We start from the raw sequence: 21,012 nt of genomic DNA, 5'->3' as shown, positions 1-21,012 counted from the left end.
GGGTCTACTCCTTGGGCGGGGATGAGCTTGGAGGCGTGGCGGTCGGCTGCCATGCCCAGTTGCGTTGCATGGCGGCGCAGGCCGCGTCGGCGTCGCCCTTGCGCAGGGCGGCCAGGATGGCGCGGTGATCGGCCACCGACTGCAAGGCCATCGGCTGGTCGCCGAAGTAAGCCAGCTCGATGCGCTGGATGCGCGGGCGTAGCGTGCCCAGCAGTTTGGCGATCTCGGCATTGCCGCTGCGCTCGACCAGCAGGGCGTGGAAGGCCATGTCGCAGCCGGTGGCCGCCGCGCTGTCGCCGCGCCGGATGGCTTGCTCCAGTGCCTGGTTCAGCTTGCCGAGCCGGGCCAGGTCGTCCGCCGCCAGGCGGCTTGCCGCGAGGCGGACCGCCGCCGCCTCCAGCGCCGCCACGACCGGATACAGCTGCAGCACTTCGGCCGGGTCGGCCGGCGCCACCTTGGTCCATTTGTGGAAGCTGGTCACCACCAGGCCCTCGTCCTCCAGTTGGCGCAGGGCCTCGCGCACCGGGGTGCGCGACACGCCCAGGCGCTCGGCCAGATCATGATCGCGGATGACTTCTTCGGGCGCGAGGGTGAGCTCGACGATCCATTGCTTCAGTGTGCGGTACACCTCGGCGCGGGCGAGCGAGCGGGGAATGGCGGTGACGGTGGCAGGAAGAGGCATGGCGGCGAGCAGGTTTTATAATTTGCAATATGTAATATACTACAGATTGGCGAACTTCATCCCCTGTCGACATGGAAGAGCGTCTTGCTGGAGCGCGCCTGGCTGGAATCAGTTCGCCGACGTCGCTTATTCTCACCTTGCTTGTGGCCGGGAAGGGCGTGCGCCCTCCCCAAGGCCGGGAATTACTCCGCCAGCGCAGCCTTTTCTTTGGCAGTCAGGCGCTTGGCCTTTACCACCACGGTCGGGATAGCGCTATCTTGAACGGGCGCTACATGGGCGGCTGGCGCCAGCGGAGCCAGCAATTTAGGCACAGTGGCTGTGGCTGCTGCGGATCCGCCGATCAGTATCAGGGCGCCGAGGAAGATGAATTCCATATGTTTGCTGAGGTTCATGCTGTTCTCCTTCAAAATGTTGTCCGTTGAAAACATTATGCGGCATTGCAGCATATAACTCACATTTTAAGTTTGGATGTGTGACATTCACAAAAAGTATGACATAACAATATTTTCTTATGAACATTATTTATTTTGTGAATGTTTCTCCGTCGAGGTACCGGTGCGCTGGCCAGCAAGCATGAGGGGGCCTCATTGCGGCTGTGGCGGATCGCATGGCAACTGAAGTGCTGCGGATGGCCCGCAGGCAAAGACCGCGGGTTCGCCCGCTGTTTTGCATAAGGAAGGTTGGTCGGGGTGAGAGGATTCGAACCTCCGGCCTCTGCGTCCCGAACGCAGCGCTCTACCGGGCTGAGCCACACCCCGACGGTGTGCTTTAATGACATTGGGATTACATCAGAAAATGACGGAAATGGCAACGATGACTGACTGTCACGGGTGTGCCGTCCGGGCGCGCTCATTTGCCGGCAAACGTGGTTTTTTCGTCCGGCCCGATAGATATTCCATGTGGCAAATATCGGTTTTGATAGAATGGATTGGCAGTGGTCTAGATGCGCCTTTGTGGTTTCCCAACCCTGAGAAGACACCGATTGAACTCATTCCTTCACAACACCGGCGGCCGCTTCTATCCGGCCGCACTCGCAATCGCCGGCGCGCTGATGGCGCTGTTCTGGCCCAACGGCGGCTGGCTCGGCATCCTCGGCGCGGCGGCCTTCCTGGCGGCGGGCGCCTTCTCCTGGATACAGCTGAGCAGTGGGCAGAACGACCCGCGCCGCGAAGTCGAAGACTACCTGGCCGCGCGCCAGGAATTCGGCGAAACCGTGGTGCCGGTCTGGTGCCGCCACATCGAATCGTCGCGCAGCCAGATGGAGGAGGCGGTGGCCGAACTGGCCACGCGCTTTTCCACCATCGTCGACAAGCTCGACGAGACGCTGCGCCTGTCGAACGCGGCCGCCGACAACCAGGGCGGCGCCTCGCTGAGCCAGGTGTTTACCCACAGCGAGCAGCAGCTTGGCGACGTGGTGGCGACGATGAAATCGGCACTGGCCTCCAAGCATGCCATGCTGACCCGCATCCGCGAACTGGAACAATTTACGCGCGAACTGCGCGACATGGCCGAGGGCGTGGCCAGCATTGCCGCGCAGACCAATCTGCTGGCGCTGAACGCGGCCATCGAGGCGGCCCGCGCCGGCCCGGCAGGACGCGGCTTCGCCGTGGTGGCGCAGGAGGTGCGCAACCTGTCGAACCGCTCCGCCGAGACCGGCCGCAGCATCAGCGACCGGGTGGGCAAGATCAGCAGCGCCATCGTGTCGGCCTGCCACGCCGCCAATGAATCGAGCGCGGCCGAGGACCAGGCCATGCGCGAGTCGGAGGGCACCATCGACGCCGTGCTGCGCGAGTTCCGCAACCTGACCGACGCCATGGCGCAGTCGTCCGAATTGCTCAAACAAGAGAGCGTCACTATCAAGGGCGAAGTCGGAAACGCGCTGGTGCAGCTGCAATTCCAGGACCGCGTCAGTCAGGTGCTGGGCCATGTCAGCCACAATATCGAGCTACTGCCGAGTCTGCTTGACGAGAACCGCCAGCGCTATCAGGATGGACAGGCGCTGGAGGCGCCGCGCGCCGCCGATTTGCTGGGCGAGCTGGAAAAAACCTACGCAATGGCCGAGGAACACGCGGTGCACCGGGGCGAGCAGCAAGCCATCGCCGCGCCATCCGATGAAGTGACTTTTTTCTAGGGAAGTACTATGGCAAAGACCATCATGGTGATCGACGACTCGGCTTCGCTGCGGCAAGTGGTCGGCATAGCGCTCAAGAGCGCCGGATACGATGTGATCGAGGCTTGCGACGGCGTCGACGCGCTGCGCAAGCTGAGTGGCCAGAAGGTCAACCTGGTGGTGTGCGACGTCAACATGCCGAATATGGACGGCATCACCTTCGTCAAGGAAATCAAGCAGCTGCCCAATTACAAGTTCACGCCCGTCATCATGCTGACCACCGAGTCGCAGGAGGGCAAGAAGAAGGAGGGCCAGGCGGCTGGCGCCAAGGCCTGGGTGGTGAAACCGTTCAAGCCCGAGGTGCTGCTGGGCGCGGTGGCCAAGCTGGTGCTGCCGTGAGCGCCGGCGCCGGACGGGTCGCCATCGACGGCGAACTGAACATCTACCGCGCGGCGGACATGAAGGCCTTGCTGCTGGGCGAGCTGCAGCGCAGCACCGTGCTCGAAGTGGACCTGGCCGGCGTGACCGAGATGGACAGCGCCGGCCTGCAGGTGCTGATGCTGGCCAAGCAGACCGCGCGCGCCGAGCAGCGCGAACTGCGCCTGGTCGGCCACAGCCCGGCGGTGCTGGAAGTGTTTGAACTGCTGGACCTGGGCGCCTGGTTTGGCGATGCCCTGCTGATCGCACCCCACTAAAAAACCGCACGCTCTGGAGGCAAGACCATGGACTTGGACTCTGCGCTACAAACCTTCATCCTTGAAAGCCGCGAACTCCTGGAGGACATGGAGAACGCCCTGCTCAATGCCGAGCAGGCCGGCGCCGGCGACGAGGCGATCAACGCCATCTTCCGCGCGGCCCACACCATCAAGGGTTCGGCGGGGCTGTTCAGCCTGGACCACATCGTGGCTTTCACGCACGTGGTGGAAAGCCTGCTCGACGAGGTGCGCGACGGCAAGCTGTCGCTGACGGACGAGCTGATCGTGCTGCTGCTGTCGTGCTGCGACCACCTGTCGGGCATGATCACCGCGCTCGAGGCGGGCCAGACCGAGGCCGACGCCGACATGCTGGCCGAGGGCCAGCCGCTGCTGGAGCAATTGCGCATGCGGATGGGGCAGCCGGCCGACGGCGGCGCCCCCGGCCACGGCGCGCTGGTGGCCGGCGAGCATCCCGGCGTCGAGCGCATGGGCGAGACCGGCGGCGGCCACGACGCCTGGCATTTGTCGCTGCGCTTCGGCCCGGACGTGCTGCGCGACGGCATGGATCCGCTCTCCTTCATCCGCTACCTGGGCCAGATCGGCCGCGTGGTCGGCATCGTGACCCTGGCCGACGCGATTCCCGCCGCCGAGCAGATGGACCCGGAGACCTGCTACCTGGGCTTCCAGATCGCGCTCGAGACCGAGGCCGACAAGGCCGCCATCGAGGGCGTGTTCGAATTCGTGCAGGACGCGTGCACGCTGCATATCCTGCCGCCGCGCAGCCGCATCGAGGAGTATGTGCGCCTGATCCGCGAGCTGCCCGAGCAAAAGGCGCTGCTGGGCGAGATCCTGGTGCGCTGCGGCTGCATCACCCAGCGCGAACTGGACGCGGCCTTGCAGGTGCAGGCGGCTGCCGGCCAGTCGCCGGCCGCCGCGCCGCCGCTGGGCGCCATCCTGGTGGAGCGCGGCACGGTCGAGCCGTCCATGGTGGAGGCGGCGCTGACCAAGCAGAAGCAGGCGGGCGAGCCCAAGCCGCAGGAAAGCCGCTCGATCCGGGTCGACGCCGACAAGCTGGACCAGCTGATCAACCTGGTGGGCGAACTGATCATCGTGGGCGCCTCGGCCAACCTGATCGCGCGCCAGGTGCGCAACAGCGAGCTGCAGGAATGCACCTCCATGCTGAGCGACCTGGTCGAGCAGGTGCGCGACTCGGCGCTGCAGCTGCGCATGGTGAAAATCGGCGCCACCTTCAACCGCTTCCAGCGCGTGGTGCACGATGTGGCGCGCGAGATCGGCAAGGACATCGGCCTGGCCGTCAGCGGCGAGGACACCGAGCTGGACAAAACGGTGGTCGAGAAGATCGGCGACCCGCTGACCCACCTGGTGCGCAACGCCATCGACCACGGCATCGAATCGGCCGAGCTGCGCGCCGAGCGCGGCAAGCCGCTGCGCGGCACCGTGCGCCTGAACGCCTACCACGACTCGGGCAGCATCGTCATCGAAGTGTCGGACGACGGCGGCGGCCTGGACCGCGAGCGCATCCTGGCCAAGGCGGTCGAGCGCGGCCTGATCGAGCCGGACCGCAAGCTGAGCGACCAGGAGATCTACGGCCTGATCTTCGAACCCGGCTTTTCGACCGCGGCCGCGATCACCAACCTGTCCGGGCGCGGCGTCGGCATGGACGTGGTCAAGCGCAACATCACCGCGCTGCGCGGCACCGTCACGGTCGACAGCGCGCCCGGCCTGGGCACCACGGTCTCGGTGCGCCTGCCGCTGACCCTGGCCATCATCGACGGCTTCCTGGTCGGGCTGGGCACGGCCACCTTCGTGGTGCCGCTCGACATGATAGACGAGTGCATCGAGTTCGCCGCCGAGGCCGGCCACGACTACACCAATCTGCGCGGCCAGGTGCTGCCCTTCATCCGCCTGCGCTCGCTGTTCGGCGTCTCCACGCCGCCGCCGCGGCGCGAAAGCATCGTGGTCGTCAAGCACGCCGGCCAGCGGGTCGGCCTGGTGGTCGACGCGCTGCACGGCGAATTCCAGACCGTCATCAAGCCGCTGGGGCGCATGTTCAGCCAGCTGCGCTGCATCAGCGGTTCGACCATCCTGGGCAGCGGCGAAGTGGCGCTGATCCTGGACGTGCCGGCCATCGTCGGGCGCGGCAGCGGCCTGGCCCCGGCCGGCGGCGGCGGCGAGCCGCCGCAGCTGGCGGCCTGAACCGCGCGGCACGCGCAACACCCTACAAGCAAGCCCGAACGACGCACTCACTCTCAAGCAGGAGTCCATCATGACAGCATTGGTGCAAGCAGGCCGGGGCGCGCCGCCGGCCGTGGCACAAGAATCGGCCCAGTTCCTCACGTTCATGCTGGGCGGCGAAGTCTACGCCATCGGCATCCTGGCGATCAAGGAAATCATCGAATACGACGGCTTGACGACGGTGCCGCTGATGCCCGAGTGCGTGCGCGGCGTGATCAACCTGCGCGGCGCGGTGGTGCCGGTGATGGACCTGGCGGCGCGTTTCGGCCGGCCCCCCACCCAGATCGGCAAGCGCACCGCCATCGTCATCGTCGAGATCGACGCGGACGGCGAACAGCAGGTGGTGGGCGTGATGGTGGACGCGGTCAACGCCGTGATCGACATCCCGCCGGGCGACATCGAAAAGGCGCCGCAGTTCGGCGCCCGCATCCGCGCCGAGTTCATCTCCGGCATGGGCAAGGTGAATGGCAAGTTCGTCATCCTGCTCAACACCGACCAGGTCTTGTCGGTGGCCGAGCTGGAAGCGATGGCGCAGGTCGGCGGCAGCCACGCGGAAGCCTAGCCGGACAGCCCGCCGCCGGCCCTGGCGGCTTATCTGAGGAGATGGCATGCTCAATACGATGACGGTACGGGCCAAGCTGATCACGCTGATCGGTATCGGCCTGCTGGCCTTGATGCTGGTGATGGGCATCGGCATTTACGGCATGAAGAAGGACGCGGCGGCGCTGGACGACATCGGCAACAACAGCATGCCCTCCATCCTCTACCTGTTGACGATACAGAACAGCCAGGTGGCCCTGCGCTCGGCCAACCGCGTGGTCGACGGCGTCGCCGCCTACCCGGAGGAGCTGGGCGAGATCGAGCGCCAGCTCAAGCGCAAGCGTGAGTTCTGGGCCGAGGCGGACAAGGCGTGGAAGCACTACGAGGGCATGAGCCGGGACGGCGAGGAGGAAGCCTTGTGGAAGGCCTTCGTCAAGGACTGGGAAACCTGGAAGGCGCAGGACCAGAAATTCGATGGCCTGGCCGACGAAGTGGCCAAGGCGCCGGCCGACAAGCGCGACGCCATGTTCGCGGTCATGCACAAGGCCTTGTTCGCCTTGCGTCCGCAATTCCTGGCGGCCGAGGCCGGCATCGACAAGCTGGTCGAACACAACAAGAAGGCTGGCGACGCGGCGGTGCAGAACGCGGAGCAGACGGCCAGCCGCTCGCTGCTGCTGATGTATGCCTCGGCCCTGGTCGGGCTGGCGCTGCTGGTTGCGCTGGGCATGACGATATTGCGTGGCATATTGCGCCAGCTGGGCGGCGAGCCGGCCTACGCGGCCGGCATCGTGCACGAAGTGGCCCAGGGTAATTTCGCGGTGGACGTCAAGCTCCAGCCCGGCGACCAGAGCAGCCTGCTGTTCTCGATGAAGCAAATGGTCGACAAACTGCTGGTGCAGATAGGCGGCGAGCCGGCCTATGCCTCGCGCATCGTCAACGAGGTCGCGCGCGGCGACCTGCTGGTGCAGGTCGCGCTGCGCCCGGGCGACCAATCCAGCCTGCTGTACGCGATGAAAACCATGATAGACAAGCTGGCGGCTGTGCTCACCGAGGTCAGCGCCGGGGCCCAGGCCCTGGCCAGCGCCTCCGAGGAGATTTCCGCCACTGCGCAATCGCTGTCGCAGGCCGCCAGCGAGCAGGCCGCCGGCGTCGAGGAGACCAGTGCCTCGGTCGAGGAGATGACCGCCTCGATCGCGCAGAACACCGAGAACGCCAAGGTTACCGACGGCATGGCTGGCAAGGCGTCGACGCAGGCCGCCGAGGGCGGTTCGGCCGTCAGGTCGACGGTCGAGGCCATGACGCAGATCGCCAAGAAGATCGGCATCATCGACGACATCGCCTACCAGACCAATCTGCTGGCGCTGAACGCGGCCATCGAGGCGGCTCGGGCGGGCGAGCACGGCAAGGGCTTCGCGGTCGTGGCGGCCGAGGTGCGCAAACTGGCCGAGCGTGCGCAGGTGGCGGCGCAGGAAATCAGCGAGGTGGCCGGCAGCAGTGTCGACCTGGCGCAAAAGGCCGGCAAGCTGCTCGACGAGATGGTGCCGAGCATCAAGAAGACCTCCGACCTGGTGCAGGAAATCACGGCCGCGTCCGAGGAGCAGTCGTCCGGCGTGGCGCAGATCAACTCGGCGATCGGCCAGCTCAGCCAGACCACCCAGCAGAACGCCTCCAGTTCGGAGGAATTGGCCGCCACCGCCGAAGAGATGAGCGGTCAGGCCGAGCAGTTGCAGCAAGCCGTGGCCTTCTTCCGCGTCGAGGGCGGCGAGCGCAGGCCGGCGCCGCGGCGGGCGGCGGCAGCCCCGGCGGCACGCCAGCCGCGCCAGGCGGCCGGCAAGCGCAGCCTGGAGATGGAGCCGGACGACAGCAGCTTCGTCCGATTCTGACGGCCGCCGGAAGGGAGCCCAAGTGACGAGCTTGTGGGGCGCGCGCACGGCCATGGTGGTGGAAGACAGCGGCGTGCGGCGGGCCCACCTGGCCCGCCTGCTGCGCGCCTGGCGGCGCGGCCCATGCCGGGCGAGAAGATGCTGGGCTGGATCAAGTCCAACCGGACGCGGCTGAAGTCGATGGCGCGGGCGTAAGGGGGGGGCAAGCCGCGCGTGTAGCGCTTGCCACGATGAGCCGGATGGCCTAGCATGGCTGCCTTCAAGGAACAGGAGGGGCCATGGCCATCACGATCTACCACAACAACGCATGCAGCAATTCGCGCGGCGCGCTGGCGCTGATACGCGAGTCCGGGGTCGAGCCGGAAATCATCGACTACGTCCTGCAGCCGCCCAGCCGCGAACGGCTGCAGGAATTGATCGCCAAGGCCGGGCTGACCGTGCGCGGCGCCATGCGCGACAAGGGCGAGCTATACGACGAACTGAAGCTGGCCGACCCCGGCCTGAGCGACGACGCCCTGCTCGACGCCATGTTGGCCCACCCCGCGCTGATCAACCGTCCATTCGTGGTGACGGACAAGGGCGTGCGCCTGTGCCGCCCCCCGGCGCTGGTGCACGAGATCCTCTAAACCAAGAGCGAAACCCAAAAGGGGTCAGGGTTATTTATTTCCCCGGGCGGAGAAAAATAACCCTGACCCCTTTTACGATTTGACCCTGGCCCCTTTTTGCTCTGCGGGGGCGGGCTGCTTAGTGGGTGCGGTCGACCGCGAAGCGGGCCAGCTGCAGCAGGGCGTCCTTGTAGACGCTGGCCGGCAGGCCGGCTACCGCCGCCGCGGCGCGCTGGGCTGCCTCTTCGGCGGCGCGGCGGGTGTAGGCCAGCGCGCCGCTGCCGGTGATGGCGGCCAATATGGTGTCGAAATGCTGCTCGTCGCCGTTCTCGATGCAGGAACGCACCAGCTGGCGCTGTGCTTCGGTGCCGTTGCCCATCAGCCAGATCAGCGGCAAGGTCGGCTTGCCTTCGCGCAGGTCGTCGCCCACGTTCTTGCCGATCTCGGCGGCGTCGCCGGCGTAGTCCAGCACATCGTCGATCAGCTGGAAGGCGGTGCCCAGCGAGCGGCCGTATTCGCCGGCGGCGGCGATCTGCCCGTCGTCGGCACCGGAAATGAGCGCGCCCAGCTCGGCGGCCGCCTCGAACAGCTTGGCCGTCTTCGAGCGGATCACCTGCAGGTAGCGCTCCTCGCTCACGTCCGGGTCGTGCATATTGAGCAATTGCAATACTTCGCCCTCGGCGATCACATTGGTGGCGTCCGACAGGATCTGCATCACGCGCATGCTGTTCAGCGACACCATCATCTGGAAGGCGCGCGAATACAGGAAGTCGCCCACCAGCACCGAGGCGGCGTTGCCGAACAGGGCGTTGGCCGTGGCGCGGCCGCGCCGCAGCGACGATTCGTCGACCACGTCGTCGTGCAGCAGGGTGGCGGTGTGGATGAACTCGACCACGGCGGCCAGCTCGTGGTGCGCCACGCCCTGATAGGAGTAGGCGTTGGCCACCAGCAGCACGAGCACGGGACGGATGCGCTTGCCGCCGGCGCTGATGATATATTCCGCGATCTGGTTAACCAGCGGCACCTCGGAGTGCAGGCGCTGGCGGATCACCGTGTTGACCGCTTCCATATCGGCGGCGATGGTCTGGGTGATGGTGTTGGAGTTGGCGTTTTGGGTAGCGGCAGACAAGGCAAACCTGCAAGGGTAAGTGAAGTGCGGCGATTATACGTCATGGCCCGGCCCCGGTGGCGATTGCCGGCGCCGATGCCGCTTTGGCAAGCTGGCGCACGCCCCGCCCGGCAATCTTGCCGACATACCATGGCGGCGGGCGATTTGGGAAGTCTTTGACGCAAATTTTCAGTTTGTGTATAATCGCAGGTTCTCCCCGTTCCGCACAGTTGCATCGTGGGGCGCAGCGGAGGATTCTTTTAAACATTTGATGAGGTTTCAAATCATGTACGCGGTCATAAAAACCGGTGGCAAACAGTATAAAGTTGTCGCTGGCGAAAAACTCAAAATAGAACAGATACCTGCTGACATTGGTTCCGAACTCACCATCGATCAAGTCCTCGCCGTCGGCGCGGGCGACAGCATCAAATTTGGTGCTCCATTGGTTGAAGGTGCTACGGTACAAGTGGTAGTGGTTTCGCAGGGTCGTCACGACAAGGTCAAGATCTTCAAGATGCGCCGTCGTAAGCACTACCAGAAACACCAAGGCCATCGTCAGAACTACACCGAAATCCAGATCGTTTCGATCAACGGCTAATCGTCTTCACTACAGCTAATTTAGGAGCTATAAATGGCACACAAAAAAGGCGGCGGCACAACCCGCAACGGCCGCGACTCAGAATCAAAACGCCTGGGCGTTAAAGTGTACGGCGGCCAAGCGGTCAACGCTGGCGGCATCATCATTCGTCAGCGCGGCACCCCGGTGCGCGCCGGCGAAGGCGTCGGTACCGGCAAGGACCACACCCTGTTCGCCCTGGTGGACGGCAAGGTCAAGTTCGTTGTCAAAGGTCCTAAGTCGCACCAGTTCGTGACTGTAGTAGCAGCGTAATACGCGCTACAACGAAAAGTAAGGCGCAAGCCTTCAATCGAAAGGCTCTGCCAACGGTGGAGCCTTTTTAGTTTTATGGCGGCACAATATGAAGTTTATCGACGAAGCACGAATTGAAGTCATCGCCGGCGACGGCGGCAACGGCTGCGCCTCTTTCTGCCGTGAGAAGTTCCGCCCCTTCGGCGGTCCTGACGGCGGCGACGGCGGCAGGGGCGGCTCCATCTGGGCCATCGCCGACCGCAACGTCAACACCCTGGTCGATTACCGCTACTCGAAAATGCACCGCGCCAAGGACGGCGAGTCGGGCCGCGGCGCCGATTGCTACGGCAAGGGCGCGGACGACATCTACCTGCGCATGCCGGTGGGCACCCTGATCATCGACGAAGTGAACGGCGACATCATCGCCGACATGACCGAGCATGGCCAGGTCGAGCTGCTGGCGCTGGGCGGCGAGGGCGGCTGGGGTAACATCCACTTCAAGACGTCGACCAACCGTGCGCCGCGCCAGAAGACCGAAGGCAAGGAAGGTGCGCGCCGCGAGCTGCGCCTGGAATTGAAAGTGCTGGCCGACGTCGGCCTGCTGGGCATGCCGAACGCCGGCAAGTCCACCTTCATCTCGGCCGTGTCCAACGCCAAGCCGAAAATCGCCGATTACCCGTTTACGACGCTGCACCCGAATCTGGGCGTGGTGCGCGTGTCGCATGAAAAATCCTTCGTCATCGCCGACATTCCCGGCCTGATCGAAGGCGCCGCCGAAGGCGCCGGCCTGGGCCACCAGTTCCTGCGCCACCTGCAGCGCACCGGCCTGCTGCTGCACATCGTCGACCTGGCCCCGTTCGAGGACACCGTCGACCCGGTCAAGGAGGCCAAGGCCCTGGTCAAGGAGCTCAAGAAGTACGACGAGGCCCTGGTCGACAAGCCGCGCTGGCTGGTGCTCAACAAGCTCGACGTGGTGCCGGAAGAGGAGCGCGCCAAGCGCGTCAAGGACTTCGTCAAGAAGTTCGGCTTCAAGGGCCCCGTGTTCGAGATCTCCGCGCTGAGCCACGACGGCACGCAGGAACTGGTCAACGCCATCTACAAGCACCTGGAGCAGGTCAAGCACAGCGAACAGCGTGCCGAGGAAACCCAGATGACGGAAGAGGCGCGCGGCATTTCCTCGATCGACCCGGACGATCCGCGTTTCAAGATCATGGAATAAAGTTGCCGGCCGATGGCGAATTTGGCAATTATCGGCCTCGGCAACTCGCAATAAATCCGCAACACCGGCATAATCAGCAACGCGCTGATTTGCATTCCCAGCAACAGTGCCGGCCTGCTACCGCGGGCCGGTGGCTGTCGGCGGCAAGGCAGGGTGATCCGCCCTACGCAATCAAGCAACGCACGACCCGCGCAGCGCACGGCGCGCCGGGATTATTGAGCTTAGATGAGAGCCGCCGTACCATGAATTCCGTTATACAGAAGTCCACCCGCATCATCATCAAAGTCGGTTCCTCGCTGGTCACCAACGACGGCCGCGGCCTGGACCACGCCGCCATCGCGCGCTGGGCCGCGCAGATCGCCGCGCTGCGCGCGCTGGGCAAGGAAGTGGTGCTGGTCAGTTCCGGCGCCATCGCCGAAGGCATGCTGCGCCTGGGCTTCGAGCAGCGCCCCACCGACATCCACGAACTGCAGGCCTGCGCCGCCGTCGGCCAGATGGGCCTGGCGCAGATCTACGAGACCAGCTTCCGCGCCCACCAGCTGGGCACGGCGCAAGTGCTGCTCACGCACGCCGACCTGGCCGACCGCGAGCGCTACCTGAACGCGCGCTCCACGCTGACCACCTTGCTGCGCCTGGGCATCGTGCCCATCATCAACGAGAACGACACGGTGGTGACCGACGAGATCAAGTTCGGCGACAACGACACCCTGGGCGCGCTGGTGGCCAACCTGATCGAGGCCGACGCCCTGATCATCCTGACCGACCAGCGCGGCCTGTTCAGCGCCGATCCGCGCAAGGACCCGGCCGCGGTCCTGATCGCGCAGGGCCGCGCCGGCGACCCGGCGCTGGAGGCGATGGCCGGCGGCGCCGGTTCCAGCCTGGGCCGGGGCGGCATGCTGACCAAGATCCTGGCCGCCAAGCGCGCCGCCAAGTCCGGCGCGCACACGGTGATCGCCTTCGGCCGCGAAGCCGACGTGCTGACGCGGCTGGCCAGCGGCGAGGCGATCGGCACCGAGCTGGCCGCGCAGACCGGCCACCTGACCGCGCGCAAGCAATGGATGGCCGACCACCTGCACACGGCGGGCCAGGTGGTGCTGGACGCCGGCGCGGTGCAAAAACTGAGCAAGGAGGGCAAGTCGCTGCTGCCGATCGGGGTGACCGACGTCAAGGGCGAATTCGGCCGCGGCGCGGTGATCACCTGCGTGGGCGAGGACGGCAGCGCCATCGCGCGCGGGCTGTCGAACTACACCAGCGCCGAGGCGCGCAAGATCATGCGCAAGCCCTCGGCCGAGATCGAAAACATCCTCGGCTTCCTCGAAGGCCGCGAGCTGATCCACCGCGACAATATGGTCCTGCTGTAAGCGAGCCGGCCCAGCCTGCTAAACGCCGTCGGGGATGGCGGTCTTGGATTTGTATTCGCACAGGTCGGCGATGATGCAGTTCCAGCATTGCGGCTTGCGCGCGGTGCAGGTGTAGCGGCCGTGCAGGATCAGCCAGTGGTGGGCGTCCAGCAAAAATTCCTTCGGCACGAACTTCATCAGCTTCTCTTCGACGACGTCGACGTTCTTGCCCGGCGCGATGCCGGTGCGGTTGGACACCCGGAAGATGTGGGTGTCGACCGCCATCGCGATCTCGCCGAAGGCCGTGTTGAGCACCACGTTGGCCGTCTTGCGGCCCACGCCGGGCAGTTCGACCAGTTCTTCGCGCGTGCGCGGCACTTCGCCGCCGTGCTTGTCGACCAGGATACGGCAGGTGGCCAGCACGTTCCTGGCCTTGGTCTTGTACAGGCCGATGGTCTTGATATAGTCGGTCAGCTCGTCCAGCCCCAGGTCCAGCATCGCCTGCGGCGTGTTCGCCACCGGGTACAAACGCCGCGTGGCCTTGTTGACGCCGACGTCGGTGGCCTGCGCGGACAATAGCACCGAGATCAGCAGCTCGAACGGCGTCGTGTATTCCAGTTCGGTCTTGGGGGAGGGGTTGGCCGCGCGCAGGCGGCTGAAGATTTCGTGGCGCTTAGCTGCGTTCATGGGCTGCGTTCATGGGCTGCGTTCATCAGGTGGCTTCGTCCGGTTTTTTGTCTTGCGCGGCCGCTTCGGCCTTCAGGCGCGCGCGCTCCATCGCGGCGGCGATGATGGCGCGCTTGCGTTCCTTCTCCGCTTCGCCGGCGGCCGTGGCCGGGTCCAGCGCTTCCACCGCTTTCATTTTCTCGGCCGCCTTGGCCGCCAGGCGCGCGTCGTTTTCCTCGCTGTCGCGGCGCAGGCGCAGCGTGCGGAAGTCGTGCCGCTCGCGCGCGGCGTCGGCCTGGTCTTGCGACCAGGCTTGCCAGCCGGTGCCCTCCGTCACCGGGAACATGACGATGCAGTCCACCGGGCAGGGGTTGACGCACAGGTCGCAGCCGGTGCACAGCTCCGGCACCACGGTGTGCATCTGCTTGGCCGCGCCGACGATGGCGTCCACCGGGCAGGCCTGGATGCACAGCGTGCAGCCTATGCACAGCGATTCGTCGATGTAGGCCACGGCGCGCGGCCGCTCCAGCCCGTTTACCGGGTTCAAGGGGATCACCGGGTAGCCGGTCACCGACGACAGGCGCGCGATGCCCTCGGCGCCGCCGGGCGGGCACTGGTTGATGCCGGCGTTGCCGTCGGCAATCGCTTCCGCGTACGGGCGGCAGCCGTTGTAGCCGCACTTGGTGCATTGCGTCTGCGGCAGTACGTCTTCGATGCGGTCGGCGAGGGAGGAGGGGGCTGCGTCTGGCACGGCGGGTATGGCTAATCGGTAATATGTCATTATCCGACATCCGCGCGCGGCGGGCGGGAAAAACCTTCTGCCGTGCCGGAGAATATTGCCAAGACAACAAAAAATCTTTGCAGCAGCTAACATTTTGTGGGAGCATAGCCGGATTACCCGAACGTGGCATGCGCATGCGAGCAAGAGCATTGAAGATGGCGGGGCCGCTGCTGGCGGCGCGGGCCGCCGGCCTGGCCCTGGCTTTGGCCCTGACACCAGGCGCCGGCCCGATGGCGGCCGCGCCGGGGCCGGCGGGCGCGGCCGAACTGGAGCCGCTGCGCTTCGCGGCCGAGGACTGGCCGCCTTTCGTCACCGCCTCGATGCCCAACAACGGCTTGTCGGGCGCCTTGGTGGGCGCGGTCTTCGAGCGCATCGGCTATGCGGTCCACATCGACTACTTCCCCTGGAAGCGCACCATGGAGCTGGGCCTGAACAGTCCGCGCTACACGGGCTTCATGGCCGTCTGGCGCACGCCGGAACGCGAACAGCAGTGCCACTTCTCCAGCGCCATCGGCAGCACGCTGACCGTGCTGGCCTACCTGAAGGAGGCGCCGGTGCAGGCCGCCTCCGTCGCCGATCTGCGCAGCCTGCGCATCGGCACCGTCGCGGGCTACGCGAACGGCGAGCGCTTCGACGCCCTGGTCAAGGCGGGCGAGCTGAGGACGGAGGAGGGCGTGAACGACGAGACCAATCTGCGCAAGCTGCTGATGCGGCGCTTCCCCGCCATCGTCGTTGAAAAGCGGGTGCTGCGCCACCTGTTGTCCGACGGCCATTTCAGCAAGGCCGAGCGTGAGCGCATCGTGTATTCCGACAAGCTGTTCAGGGAGCGCACCGTGCACCTGTGCTTCAAGCGCAATGGCGAAGGCGTCAGGCTGCAGCAGGCTTTCAACGACGCGGCCAGGGATGTCGATTTGCTGCGCATCGAGCGCGACTACTGGCGCCGCGTCGGCGACGATGCGCTGCCGCCGCGGATGCAATAAAAAAACCCCGGAGGTCCGGGGTTCTTGTGCTCGTTCTCGCTTATCGGTGCATGCCGGTGCTTATCCGTGCTTGCGTATGAACTCGCTGATTTTCGGGCACACCACCTCGCGCCAGCGGCGTCCGGAGAAGATGCCGTAGTGGCCGGCACCCGGCGCCACGAAGTCTTGTTGCATGTCGGCCGGGATGTTGGCGCACAGGTCGTGCGCGGCCTGGGTCTGGCCGGCGCCGGAGATGTCGTCCAGCTCGCCTTCCACCGTGAACAGCGCCACCGTCGTGATGTCCTGCGGACGCACCAGCTGGCCGCCCACCATCCACGTGCCTTGCGGCAGCGAGAAGTCCTGGAACACGGTCTTGATGGTGTCCAGGTAGTACTCGGCCGGCATGTCCAGCACGGCGTTGTACTCGTCGTAGAACTTGCGGTGGCTCTCCGCCGGCTCGTCGTCGCCCGTCACCAGGTGCATATAGAACTCGCGGTGGCTTTGCGCGTGGCGGCCCGGGTTCATCGCGATGAAGCCGGCGTGCTGCAGGAAGCCCGGATAGACCTTGCGGCCGAAACCGGGATAGCTGGGCGGCACCGAGTAGATCACCGTGTTCTCGAACCACGAGAATTTCTTTTCGGTGGCCAGGTTGTTGACCGCCGTCGGCGAGCGGCGCGGGTCGATCGGGCCGCCCATCATCGTCATCGTCTTCGGCAGCATCGGGTCCTTGGCGGTGGCCATCAGCGAGATCGCGGCCAGCACCGGCACGGTAGGCTGGCACACGGAGATCACGTGCAGGTCCGGTCCCAGGTGGCGGATGAAGTCCTGCACGTAGAAGATATAGTCGTCCAGGTGGAAGGCGCCGGCCGACATCGGCACCATGCGGGCGTCGGTCCAGTCGGTGATGTAGACGTCCTGTTCCTGCAACAGCGCCGAGACGGTGTCGCGCAGCAGCGTCGAGTGGTGGCCGGACAAAGGCGCCACCAGCAGCACGGTGGGCTGTTTCAGCGCCTTGGTTTCCTTGTCGCTCAAATCCTTCTTGAAGTGGATCAGGCGGCAGAACGGCTTGTTGATCACGACCTTTTCGACGATGCGCGTTTCCTTGCCGTTGACGGTAACGCTATCAATCTCGAACGCAGGTTTTTCGTATTCCTTGCCCAATCGGTACATCAGCTCGTAACCCGCTGCGATCCTCTGGGAAAACGGCGTATGCGCCAGGGGAGAGACTGGATTGCTGAACAGTTTGGAGGACGCGTCGGCCCATTGCATCAGGGGCGTCAGGAAGGTGCGTTGCATTTCGTGCAGTTGGTAAAGCATAAATATTCCCGGTTTTAAGCGAGGCGCCCGGCGCCCCCGTGGATGGAATCATGAATCCATTATAGGATATTTGTTCATGACGTAAAGCACTTTGCGGTAACCAAAGGAAATAAGTCCATGACGCGCCAGCGCCATGGATATAACGATAATACGTGAGAACAAACAAAAAAAGCAGCGTTTCCGCTGCTTTTGTGTAGGAGGCGTCCGAGGTGTTATCTATTGCTTAACGCACCAGCAGGTGGATTTTGTCCTGCACATCCTTGAACTGTTCCGCTTCCGGCAGGGCCGGCTTGGTCTTGGTGATGGACGGCCAGTTGGCGGTCAGGTCGGCGTTGATCTTGATGAACTGGACCTGGTTGGCCGGCACGTCTTCCTCGGCGAAAATGGCGTTCACTGGGCATTCGGCGACGCAGACAGCGCAATCGATGCACTCGTCCGGATCGATAACCAGGAAGTTCGGGCCTTCGCGGAAGCAATCTACCGGGCAAACATCGACGCAGTCGGTGTAACGGCAGCTGATGCAAGATTCGGTAACTACGTGGGTCATGACAGTCCTATCTATGTTGGTCGAGTACAGCAAAGCACTGTATTTTAAGGTAATTTGCGCCTCGCCACAAATTCGCGCTTAGACACTATACAAATAAGCAAATGCGCTGCCAGGCGCGGGGAGAGCCATGCCGTTCCCGCGCCGGCCCGGCGCCCCCGCCGGCATGGCGCTAAGGATGGGCGCCGCCGCCGTTCCTCGCCGCATAGCTGCGGCACCACTGCGCCAGCTCCTCGCGCTCCTGGTCGAGCGCGTCCTGCAGCTCGAAATACTGGGCGTTGTTCATGGTGCCGCAGCAGGCGCGCCTGTCCTGCGGCACGCCGGGCTCGTCCTTCACGTCCGGCACCAGTTCGGCCGCGTGGCCATTGCCGGCCATGGCGGTGGCGTCCGTGCCGGCCGCCGCGATGACCACCTCGCGCAGGCTGAAACGGTTGCGGATGAAGTTGCCGTATTCGGCCGGCTTGCCGTCCTCGCCGACGATGCGCACCATCTGGTTCACCACGTGGGCGTAGGTGGCGCCATGGTCGGGCGCGGCCATCAGCCCGCGCAGCACCAGCCCGCACAGGTATTCGGCGACCCGGTGCAGCAGCGCGGCGTCGTCCTCGACGCCCGGGTGGCGCTCGTAGGCGAACATGTCGGCCAGGATGTCGTAGACGGCGCCGGTGAACACCTGCGAAATCGCGTGCACTTCGTTGCCGGTCTCGGACAGCTTCAAGTCGTTGTCGGCGTTGCGCAAGCCGTTGGGGCGCCCCAGGGCCAGGCCGAACTGTTCGGCCATGTCGGCCAGGAAGGTCTTGTCGTGCAGGTCGGCCTTGGTCTGGGCGATCACGGCCTCGGCCTGGTCCAGCTGCGACAGCGTCAGGAAGATGGCGGTCAGGTCGCCGAAGGACTCGTGCAGGCCGCCGGTCTGCGGCGGATTGTTGTTCAGCAGCCAGCGCGGCTTCAGGCCGTCCAGCACCGCGTGCCCGGTCTCGTGCGACACGATGTCGAAGGAGCGGCAGGTGTACATGCGCTCGTCGGCGCCGCTGGGGACGAAGTCGCCGAACTTGAGGGCCCGTTCGTCGCGGCTGTAATAGGCGTTCATCACGTCCGGTATGCCGTGCGGGTAGACCAGCAGCGGGTCGGTGTCGCTGGCGCTGTTCCACTGCCAGGGCAGCGGCGCGGCCTCGCCGCCGGTGGCCAGCGCGCGCTGGTACATGGTCAGCGTCTGGCGCACCACGGCGAAGGTGTGGACGGCGTCGAACTGGTCGGTGTCGGGACGCATGATGAAGTCGCCGAAGGCGTTCGGGCTGACCGGCAGGATGCCCGGCGAGCCGTTGGCGATGCGGGCGTCGCGCGGGCCTTCCAGGATCACGCCGGGCAGGAAGGTCTTGCGCGTCCCCATTTCCGTCACCGAGGGGTCCTGTTTCCAGATCAGCACGCGCGAACCGGCCGGGAAGGCCGGCGCGGCCTGGCCGTTGGTGTTGCGGCAGGGGCGGCCCGGCTGCATGGTCGCCTGCGCCGCCTTGCGGTGCACGCGGTAGGGGGCGGACGGGGTCGGTACATAGCTGACCGGCAGCTTGTTGGCCGGGCTTATCAAGGTCTCTATCAGGTCGGTTTCCATGGTCCCTCCAGTTTTGTGACAGGCGCTGGCCGGATGCCGCGCCGAATTCCGATAGTGGCCCCTGGCGCGCGCGCGCCGCTTGCGCTTTATCAAAGACGCTGCGGCCGTCGCCCGATTTTTCTTGCTGACGTACAATGCCGTAGCAAGCGGATTCGAACCCCAGTCAAGGAGACAGCGTGGCACCCGGCACTATCGAGATCATCGGCGCGGCCCTGTTCGCGGTCGCCATCCTGCATACCTTCTCCACCAAGATCTTCGAGCGCCTGGCCCATGCGCGCCCGGCCCACGCCGGCCTGTGGCATCTGCTGGGCGAGGTGGAGGTGGTGTTCGGCTTCTGGGCGCTGGTGCTGGTGCTGTGCATGTTCGCGCTGCAAGGCAAGGCCGGCGCCACCGCCTACCTGGACAGCCGCAACTTCACCGAGCCGCTGTTCGTGTTCGTCATCATGGTAATCGCCGCCACCCGCCCCATCCTGCAAAGCACGGCCGGCGCGGTCGGCCTGCTGGCGCGCGCGCTGCCGCTGCCGGGCAGCATGGGCGCCTACATCGTGATCCTGGCGGTGGTGCCGTTGCTGGGTTCCTTCATCACCGAGCCGGCCGCCATGACGCTGGGCGCGCTGATACTGGCGCGCCGCATCTTCGCCGCCGGCATCTCGCCGCGCCTGCAGTACGCCACGCTCGGTGTGCTGTTCGTCAACGTGTCGATCGGCGGCACGCTGACCCCGTTCGCCGCGCCGCCGGTGTTGATGGTGGCCGCCAAATGGCAATGGGACACGGCCTTCATGTTGAGCCACATCGGCTGGAAGGCGGCCATCGCGGTGGCCGTCAATGCGGTGGCCGCCGCGCTGCTGTTTTCCCGGGAGCTGGGCCAGCTGTCCAATCCGACCGACCGGGCCGACGGCATCGGCCCCGGTGAAATGCTGGACGCGCCGGTGCCGCTGGCGCTGGTGGCGGCGCATGTGCTGTTCCTGGCCGGCGTGGTGGTGTTCTCGCACCACCCGGCGGTGTTCATGGGCCTGTTCCTGTTCTTCCTCGGCGTGGCGCACGCCTACGAGCGGCACCAGGACAAGCTGATGCTGCGCGAAGGCCTGATGGTGGCCTTCTTCCTGGCCGGGCTGGTGGTGCTGGGCGGGCAGCAGCAGTGGTGGCTGCAATCGGCCTTGCTCAGCATGAATAGCCAGGCGGTGTACTACGGCGCGACCGCGCTGACCGCCATCACCGACAACGCGGCGCTGACCTACCTGGGCTCGCTGGTCGAGGGCCTGAGCGGGGAATTCAAGTACGCGCTGGTGACCGGGGCGGTCACCGGCGGCGGCCTGACGGTGATCGCCAACGCGCCCAATCCGGCCGGCATGGCGCTCTTGCGGCGCTACTTCGGCGATGGCTGCGTCAGTCCGCTGGGCCTGTTCCTGGGCGCGCTGCCGCCGACGATAGTGGCCATCGCCGCGTTCCGCCTGCTGTAAAATGGCGCCGCCCCATCAAAGGAGAAGAATGCCGTGGCAGACATCAACATCGTTCAGGAACACAGCCTGACGCCAAAAAAAGCGCGCGAGGCCGCGCAAAAGGTCGCTGAAAAGCTGGCCGAGGAATTCGACCTGGCCTATGAATGGGACGGGGATGTGTTGCGTTTTGAACGCAGCGGCGTGGCCGGCGAACTGACCTTGAGCAAGCACAAGGCCGAGATGTTCATCAAGCTCGGTTTCCTGTACGGCGCGTTCGCACCGCTGATCGAGGCCAAGGCGGGCGAGAAGATGAAGAAGATATTCGGCGGCGTCAAGGCCGCCTGAGTCCGCACCCGGATCCCCGCCTGAATAAATAATGCCCGCGCGATGCGGGCAT

General features: G+C 65.3%; 22 protein-coding genes and 1 tRNA gene. 14 read left to right on the top strand and 9 right to left on the bottom strand.

Translation table 11 applies throughout. From position 1 onward, the window contains the following. Positions 1-4: 4 nt before the first annotated feature. From ACSQ8Y_RS18335 to ACSQ8Y_RS18325, 3 genes are all read right to left on the bottom strand, one after another. Complete coding sequence (locus tag ACSQ8Y_RS18335) at positions 5-682, bottom strand: GntR family transcriptional regulator (protein ID WP_436267866.1); 678 nt, start codon at positions 680-682, stop codon at positions 5-7. 182 nt (positions 683-864) lie between these two features. Next, on the bottom strand, positions 865-1,074 hold the full coding sequence (locus tag ACSQ8Y_RS18330) for a hypothetical protein (RefSeq protein ID WP_436267865.1): 210 nt from the start codon (positions 1,072-1,074) through the stop codon (positions 865-867). Between the two features lie 289 nt (positions 1,075-1,363). Then, a tRNA-Pro gene (locus tag ACSQ8Y_RS18325) sits at positions 1,364-1,440 on the bottom strand. 224 nt (positions 1,441-1,664) lie between these two features. On the opposite strand from ACSQ8Y_RS18325, the gene ACSQ8Y_RS18320 reads away from it, so the two are divergent. From ACSQ8Y_RS18320 to arsC, 7 genes are all read left to right on the top strand, one after another. After that, complete coding sequence (locus tag ACSQ8Y_RS18320; protein ID WP_436267864.1) at positions 1,665-2,813, top strand: methyl-accepting chemotaxis protein; 1,149 nt, start codon at positions 1,665-1,667, stop codon at positions 2,811-2,813. Between the two features lie 9 nt (positions 2,814-2,822). Then, complete coding sequence (locus ACSQ8Y_RS18315; RefSeq protein ID WP_436267863.1) at positions 2,823-3,191, top strand: response regulator; 369 nt, start codon at positions 2,823-2,825, stop codon at positions 3,189-3,191. Continuing rightward, a complete protein-coding gene (locus ACSQ8Y_RS18310) occupies positions 3,188-3,487 on the top strand; it encodes an STAS domain-containing protein (protein ID WP_436267862.1) in 300 nt (99 codons plus the stop codon). The genes ACSQ8Y_RS18315 and ACSQ8Y_RS18310 overlap by 4 nt, the downstream gene beginning before the upstream one ends. Before the next feature lie 27 nt (positions 3,488-3,514). After that, entirely contained in the window at positions 3,515-5,704 is a 2,190-nt protein-coding gene (locus ACSQ8Y_RS18305; protein ID WP_436267861.1) for a chemotaxis protein CheA, read from the top strand. Positions 5,705-5,774: 70 nt separating this feature from the next. Then, positions 5,775-6,305 (top strand): chemotaxis protein CheW, encoded by a 531-nt coding sequence (locus tag ACSQ8Y_RS18300; protein WP_436267860.1) that lies wholly within the window; start codon positions 5,775-5,777, stop codon positions 6,303-6,305. Positions 6,306-6,351: 46 nt separating this feature from the next. Next, entirely contained in the window at positions 6,352-8,166 is a 1,815-nt protein-coding gene (locus ACSQ8Y_RS18295; RefSeq protein ID WP_436267859.1) for a HAMP domain-containing methyl-accepting chemotaxis protein, read from the top strand. 278 nt (positions 8,167-8,444) lie between these two features. Next, the gene (arsC, locus tag ACSQ8Y_RS18290) at positions 8,445-8,792 is read left to right on the top strand and encodes an arsenate reductase (glutaredoxin) (protein WP_436267858.1); all 348 of its coding nucleotides are present in this window, start codon (positions 8,445-8,447) and stop codon (positions 8,790-8,792) included. A gap of 118 nt (positions 8,793-8,910) precedes the next feature. On the opposite strand, the gene ispB is transcribed toward arsC, so the two are convergent. Beyond that, complete coding sequence (gene ispB / locus ACSQ8Y_RS18285) at positions 8,911-9,900, bottom strand: octaprenyl diphosphate synthase (RefSeq protein WP_436267857.1); 990 nt, start codon at positions 9,898-9,900, stop codon at positions 8,911-8,913. A gap of 265 nt (positions 9,901-10,165) precedes the next feature. Between ispB and rplU the strand changes: the two genes are divergently transcribed. From rplU to proB, 4 genes are all read left to right on the top strand, one after another. Beyond that, entirely contained in the window at positions 10,166-10,477 is a 312-nt protein-coding gene (gene rplU / locus ACSQ8Y_RS18280; RefSeq protein ID WP_436269857.1) for a 50S ribosomal protein L21, read from the top strand. Between the two features lie 33 nt (positions 10,478-10,510). Beyond that, entirely contained in the window at positions 10,511-10,768 is a 258-nt protein-coding gene (gene rpmA / locus ACSQ8Y_RS18275) for a 50S ribosomal protein L27 (protein WP_436267856.1), read from the top strand. An 88-nt stretch (positions 10,769-10,856) separates the two neighbouring features. Beyond that, positions 10,857-11,966 carry a GTPase ObgE gene (obgE, locus tag ACSQ8Y_RS18270; protein ID WP_436267855.1) on the top strand — a complete coding sequence of 370 codons (1,110 nt, stop codon included), beginning with the start codon at positions 10,857-10,859 and terminating at the stop codon, positions 11,964-11,966. A 242-nt stretch (positions 11,967-12,208) separates the two neighbouring features. Then, the gene (proB, locus tag ACSQ8Y_RS18265; RefSeq protein WP_436267854.1) at positions 12,209-13,327 is read left to right on the top strand and encodes a glutamate 5-kinase; all 1,119 of its coding nucleotides are present in this window, start codon (positions 12,209-12,211) and stop codon (positions 13,325-13,327) included. Between the two features lie 18 nt (positions 13,328-13,345). On the opposite strand, the gene nth is transcribed toward proB, so the two are convergent. Together nth and rsxB are read right to left on the bottom strand one after the other, a co-directional pair. Continuing rightward, positions 13,346-13,993: an endonuclease III gene (nth, locus tag ACSQ8Y_RS18260; protein ID WP_436267853.1), complete on the bottom strand. Its 648-nt coding sequence runs from the start codon at positions 13,991-13,993 to the stop codon at positions 13,346-13,348. Between the two features lie 25 nt (positions 13,994-14,018). Continuing rightward, the gene (rsxB, locus tag ACSQ8Y_RS18255; RefSeq protein WP_436267852.1) at positions 14,019-14,753 is read right to left on the bottom strand and encodes an electron transport complex subunit RsxB; all 735 of its coding nucleotides are present in this window, start codon (positions 14,751-14,753) and stop codon (positions 14,019-14,021) included. A 134-nt stretch (positions 14,754-14,887) separates the two neighbouring features. Here rsxB and ACSQ8Y_RS18250 point away from each other — a divergent pair, with 134 nt between their 5' ends. Next, positions 14,888-15,733, top strand: a complete 846-nt coding sequence (locus tag ACSQ8Y_RS18250) for a substrate-binding periplasmic protein (protein ID WP_436267851.1) — start codon at positions 14,888-14,890, stop codon at positions 15,731-15,733. Between the two features lie 60 nt (positions 15,734-15,793). Here the strand turns inward: ACSQ8Y_RS18250 and ACSQ8Y_RS18245 are convergent, their stop codons facing one another. The 3 genes from ACSQ8Y_RS18245 to ACSQ8Y_RS18235 all read right to left on the bottom strand — a co-directional run bounded on the left by ACSQ8Y_RS18245 (position 15,794) and on the right by ACSQ8Y_RS18235 (position 19,176). Continuing rightward, on the bottom strand, positions 15,794-17,029 hold the full coding sequence (locus ACSQ8Y_RS18245) for a polyhydroxyalkanoate depolymerase (protein WP_436267850.1): 1,236 nt from the start codon (positions 17,027-17,029) through the stop codon (positions 15,794-15,796). 223 nt (positions 17,030-17,252) lie between these two features. Next, positions 17,253-17,576 (bottom strand): ferredoxin FdxA, encoded by a 324-nt coding sequence (gene fdxA, locus ACSQ8Y_RS18240; RefSeq protein WP_436267849.1) that lies wholly within the window; start codon positions 17,574-17,576, stop codon positions 17,253-17,255. A gap of 169 nt (positions 17,577-17,745) precedes the next feature. Continuing rightward, entirely contained in the window at positions 17,746-19,176 is a 1,431-nt protein-coding gene (locus ACSQ8Y_RS18235; protein WP_436267848.1) for a hypothetical protein, read from the bottom strand. A 176-nt stretch (positions 19,177-19,352) separates the two neighbouring features. Here ACSQ8Y_RS18235 and ACSQ8Y_RS18230 point away from each other — a divergent pair, with 176 nt between their 5' ends. Both ACSQ8Y_RS18230 and ACSQ8Y_RS18225 read left to right on the top strand, forming a co-directional pair. Then, positions 19,353-20,636, top strand: coding sequence for a putative Na+/H+ antiporter (locus ACSQ8Y_RS18230; RefSeq protein ID WP_436267847.1), 1,284 nt, complete (start codon positions 19,353-19,355; stop codon positions 20,634-20,636). A 33-nt stretch (positions 20,637-20,669) separates the two neighbouring features. Next, positions 20,670-20,960, top strand: a complete 291-nt coding sequence (locus ACSQ8Y_RS18225; RefSeq protein WP_436267846.1) for a polyhydroxyalkanoic acid system family protein — start codon at positions 20,670-20,672, stop codon at positions 20,958-20,960. Positions 20,961-21,012: the final 52 nt, after the last annotated feature.

Source organism: Pseudoduganella sp. LjRoot289, assembly GCF_964252925.1.
Lineage (GTDB): Bacteria > Pseudomonadota > Gammaproteobacteria > Burkholderiales > Burkholderiaceae_D > Rugamonas.
This window is presented reverse-complemented; position numbering and strand designations above follow the sequence as displayed.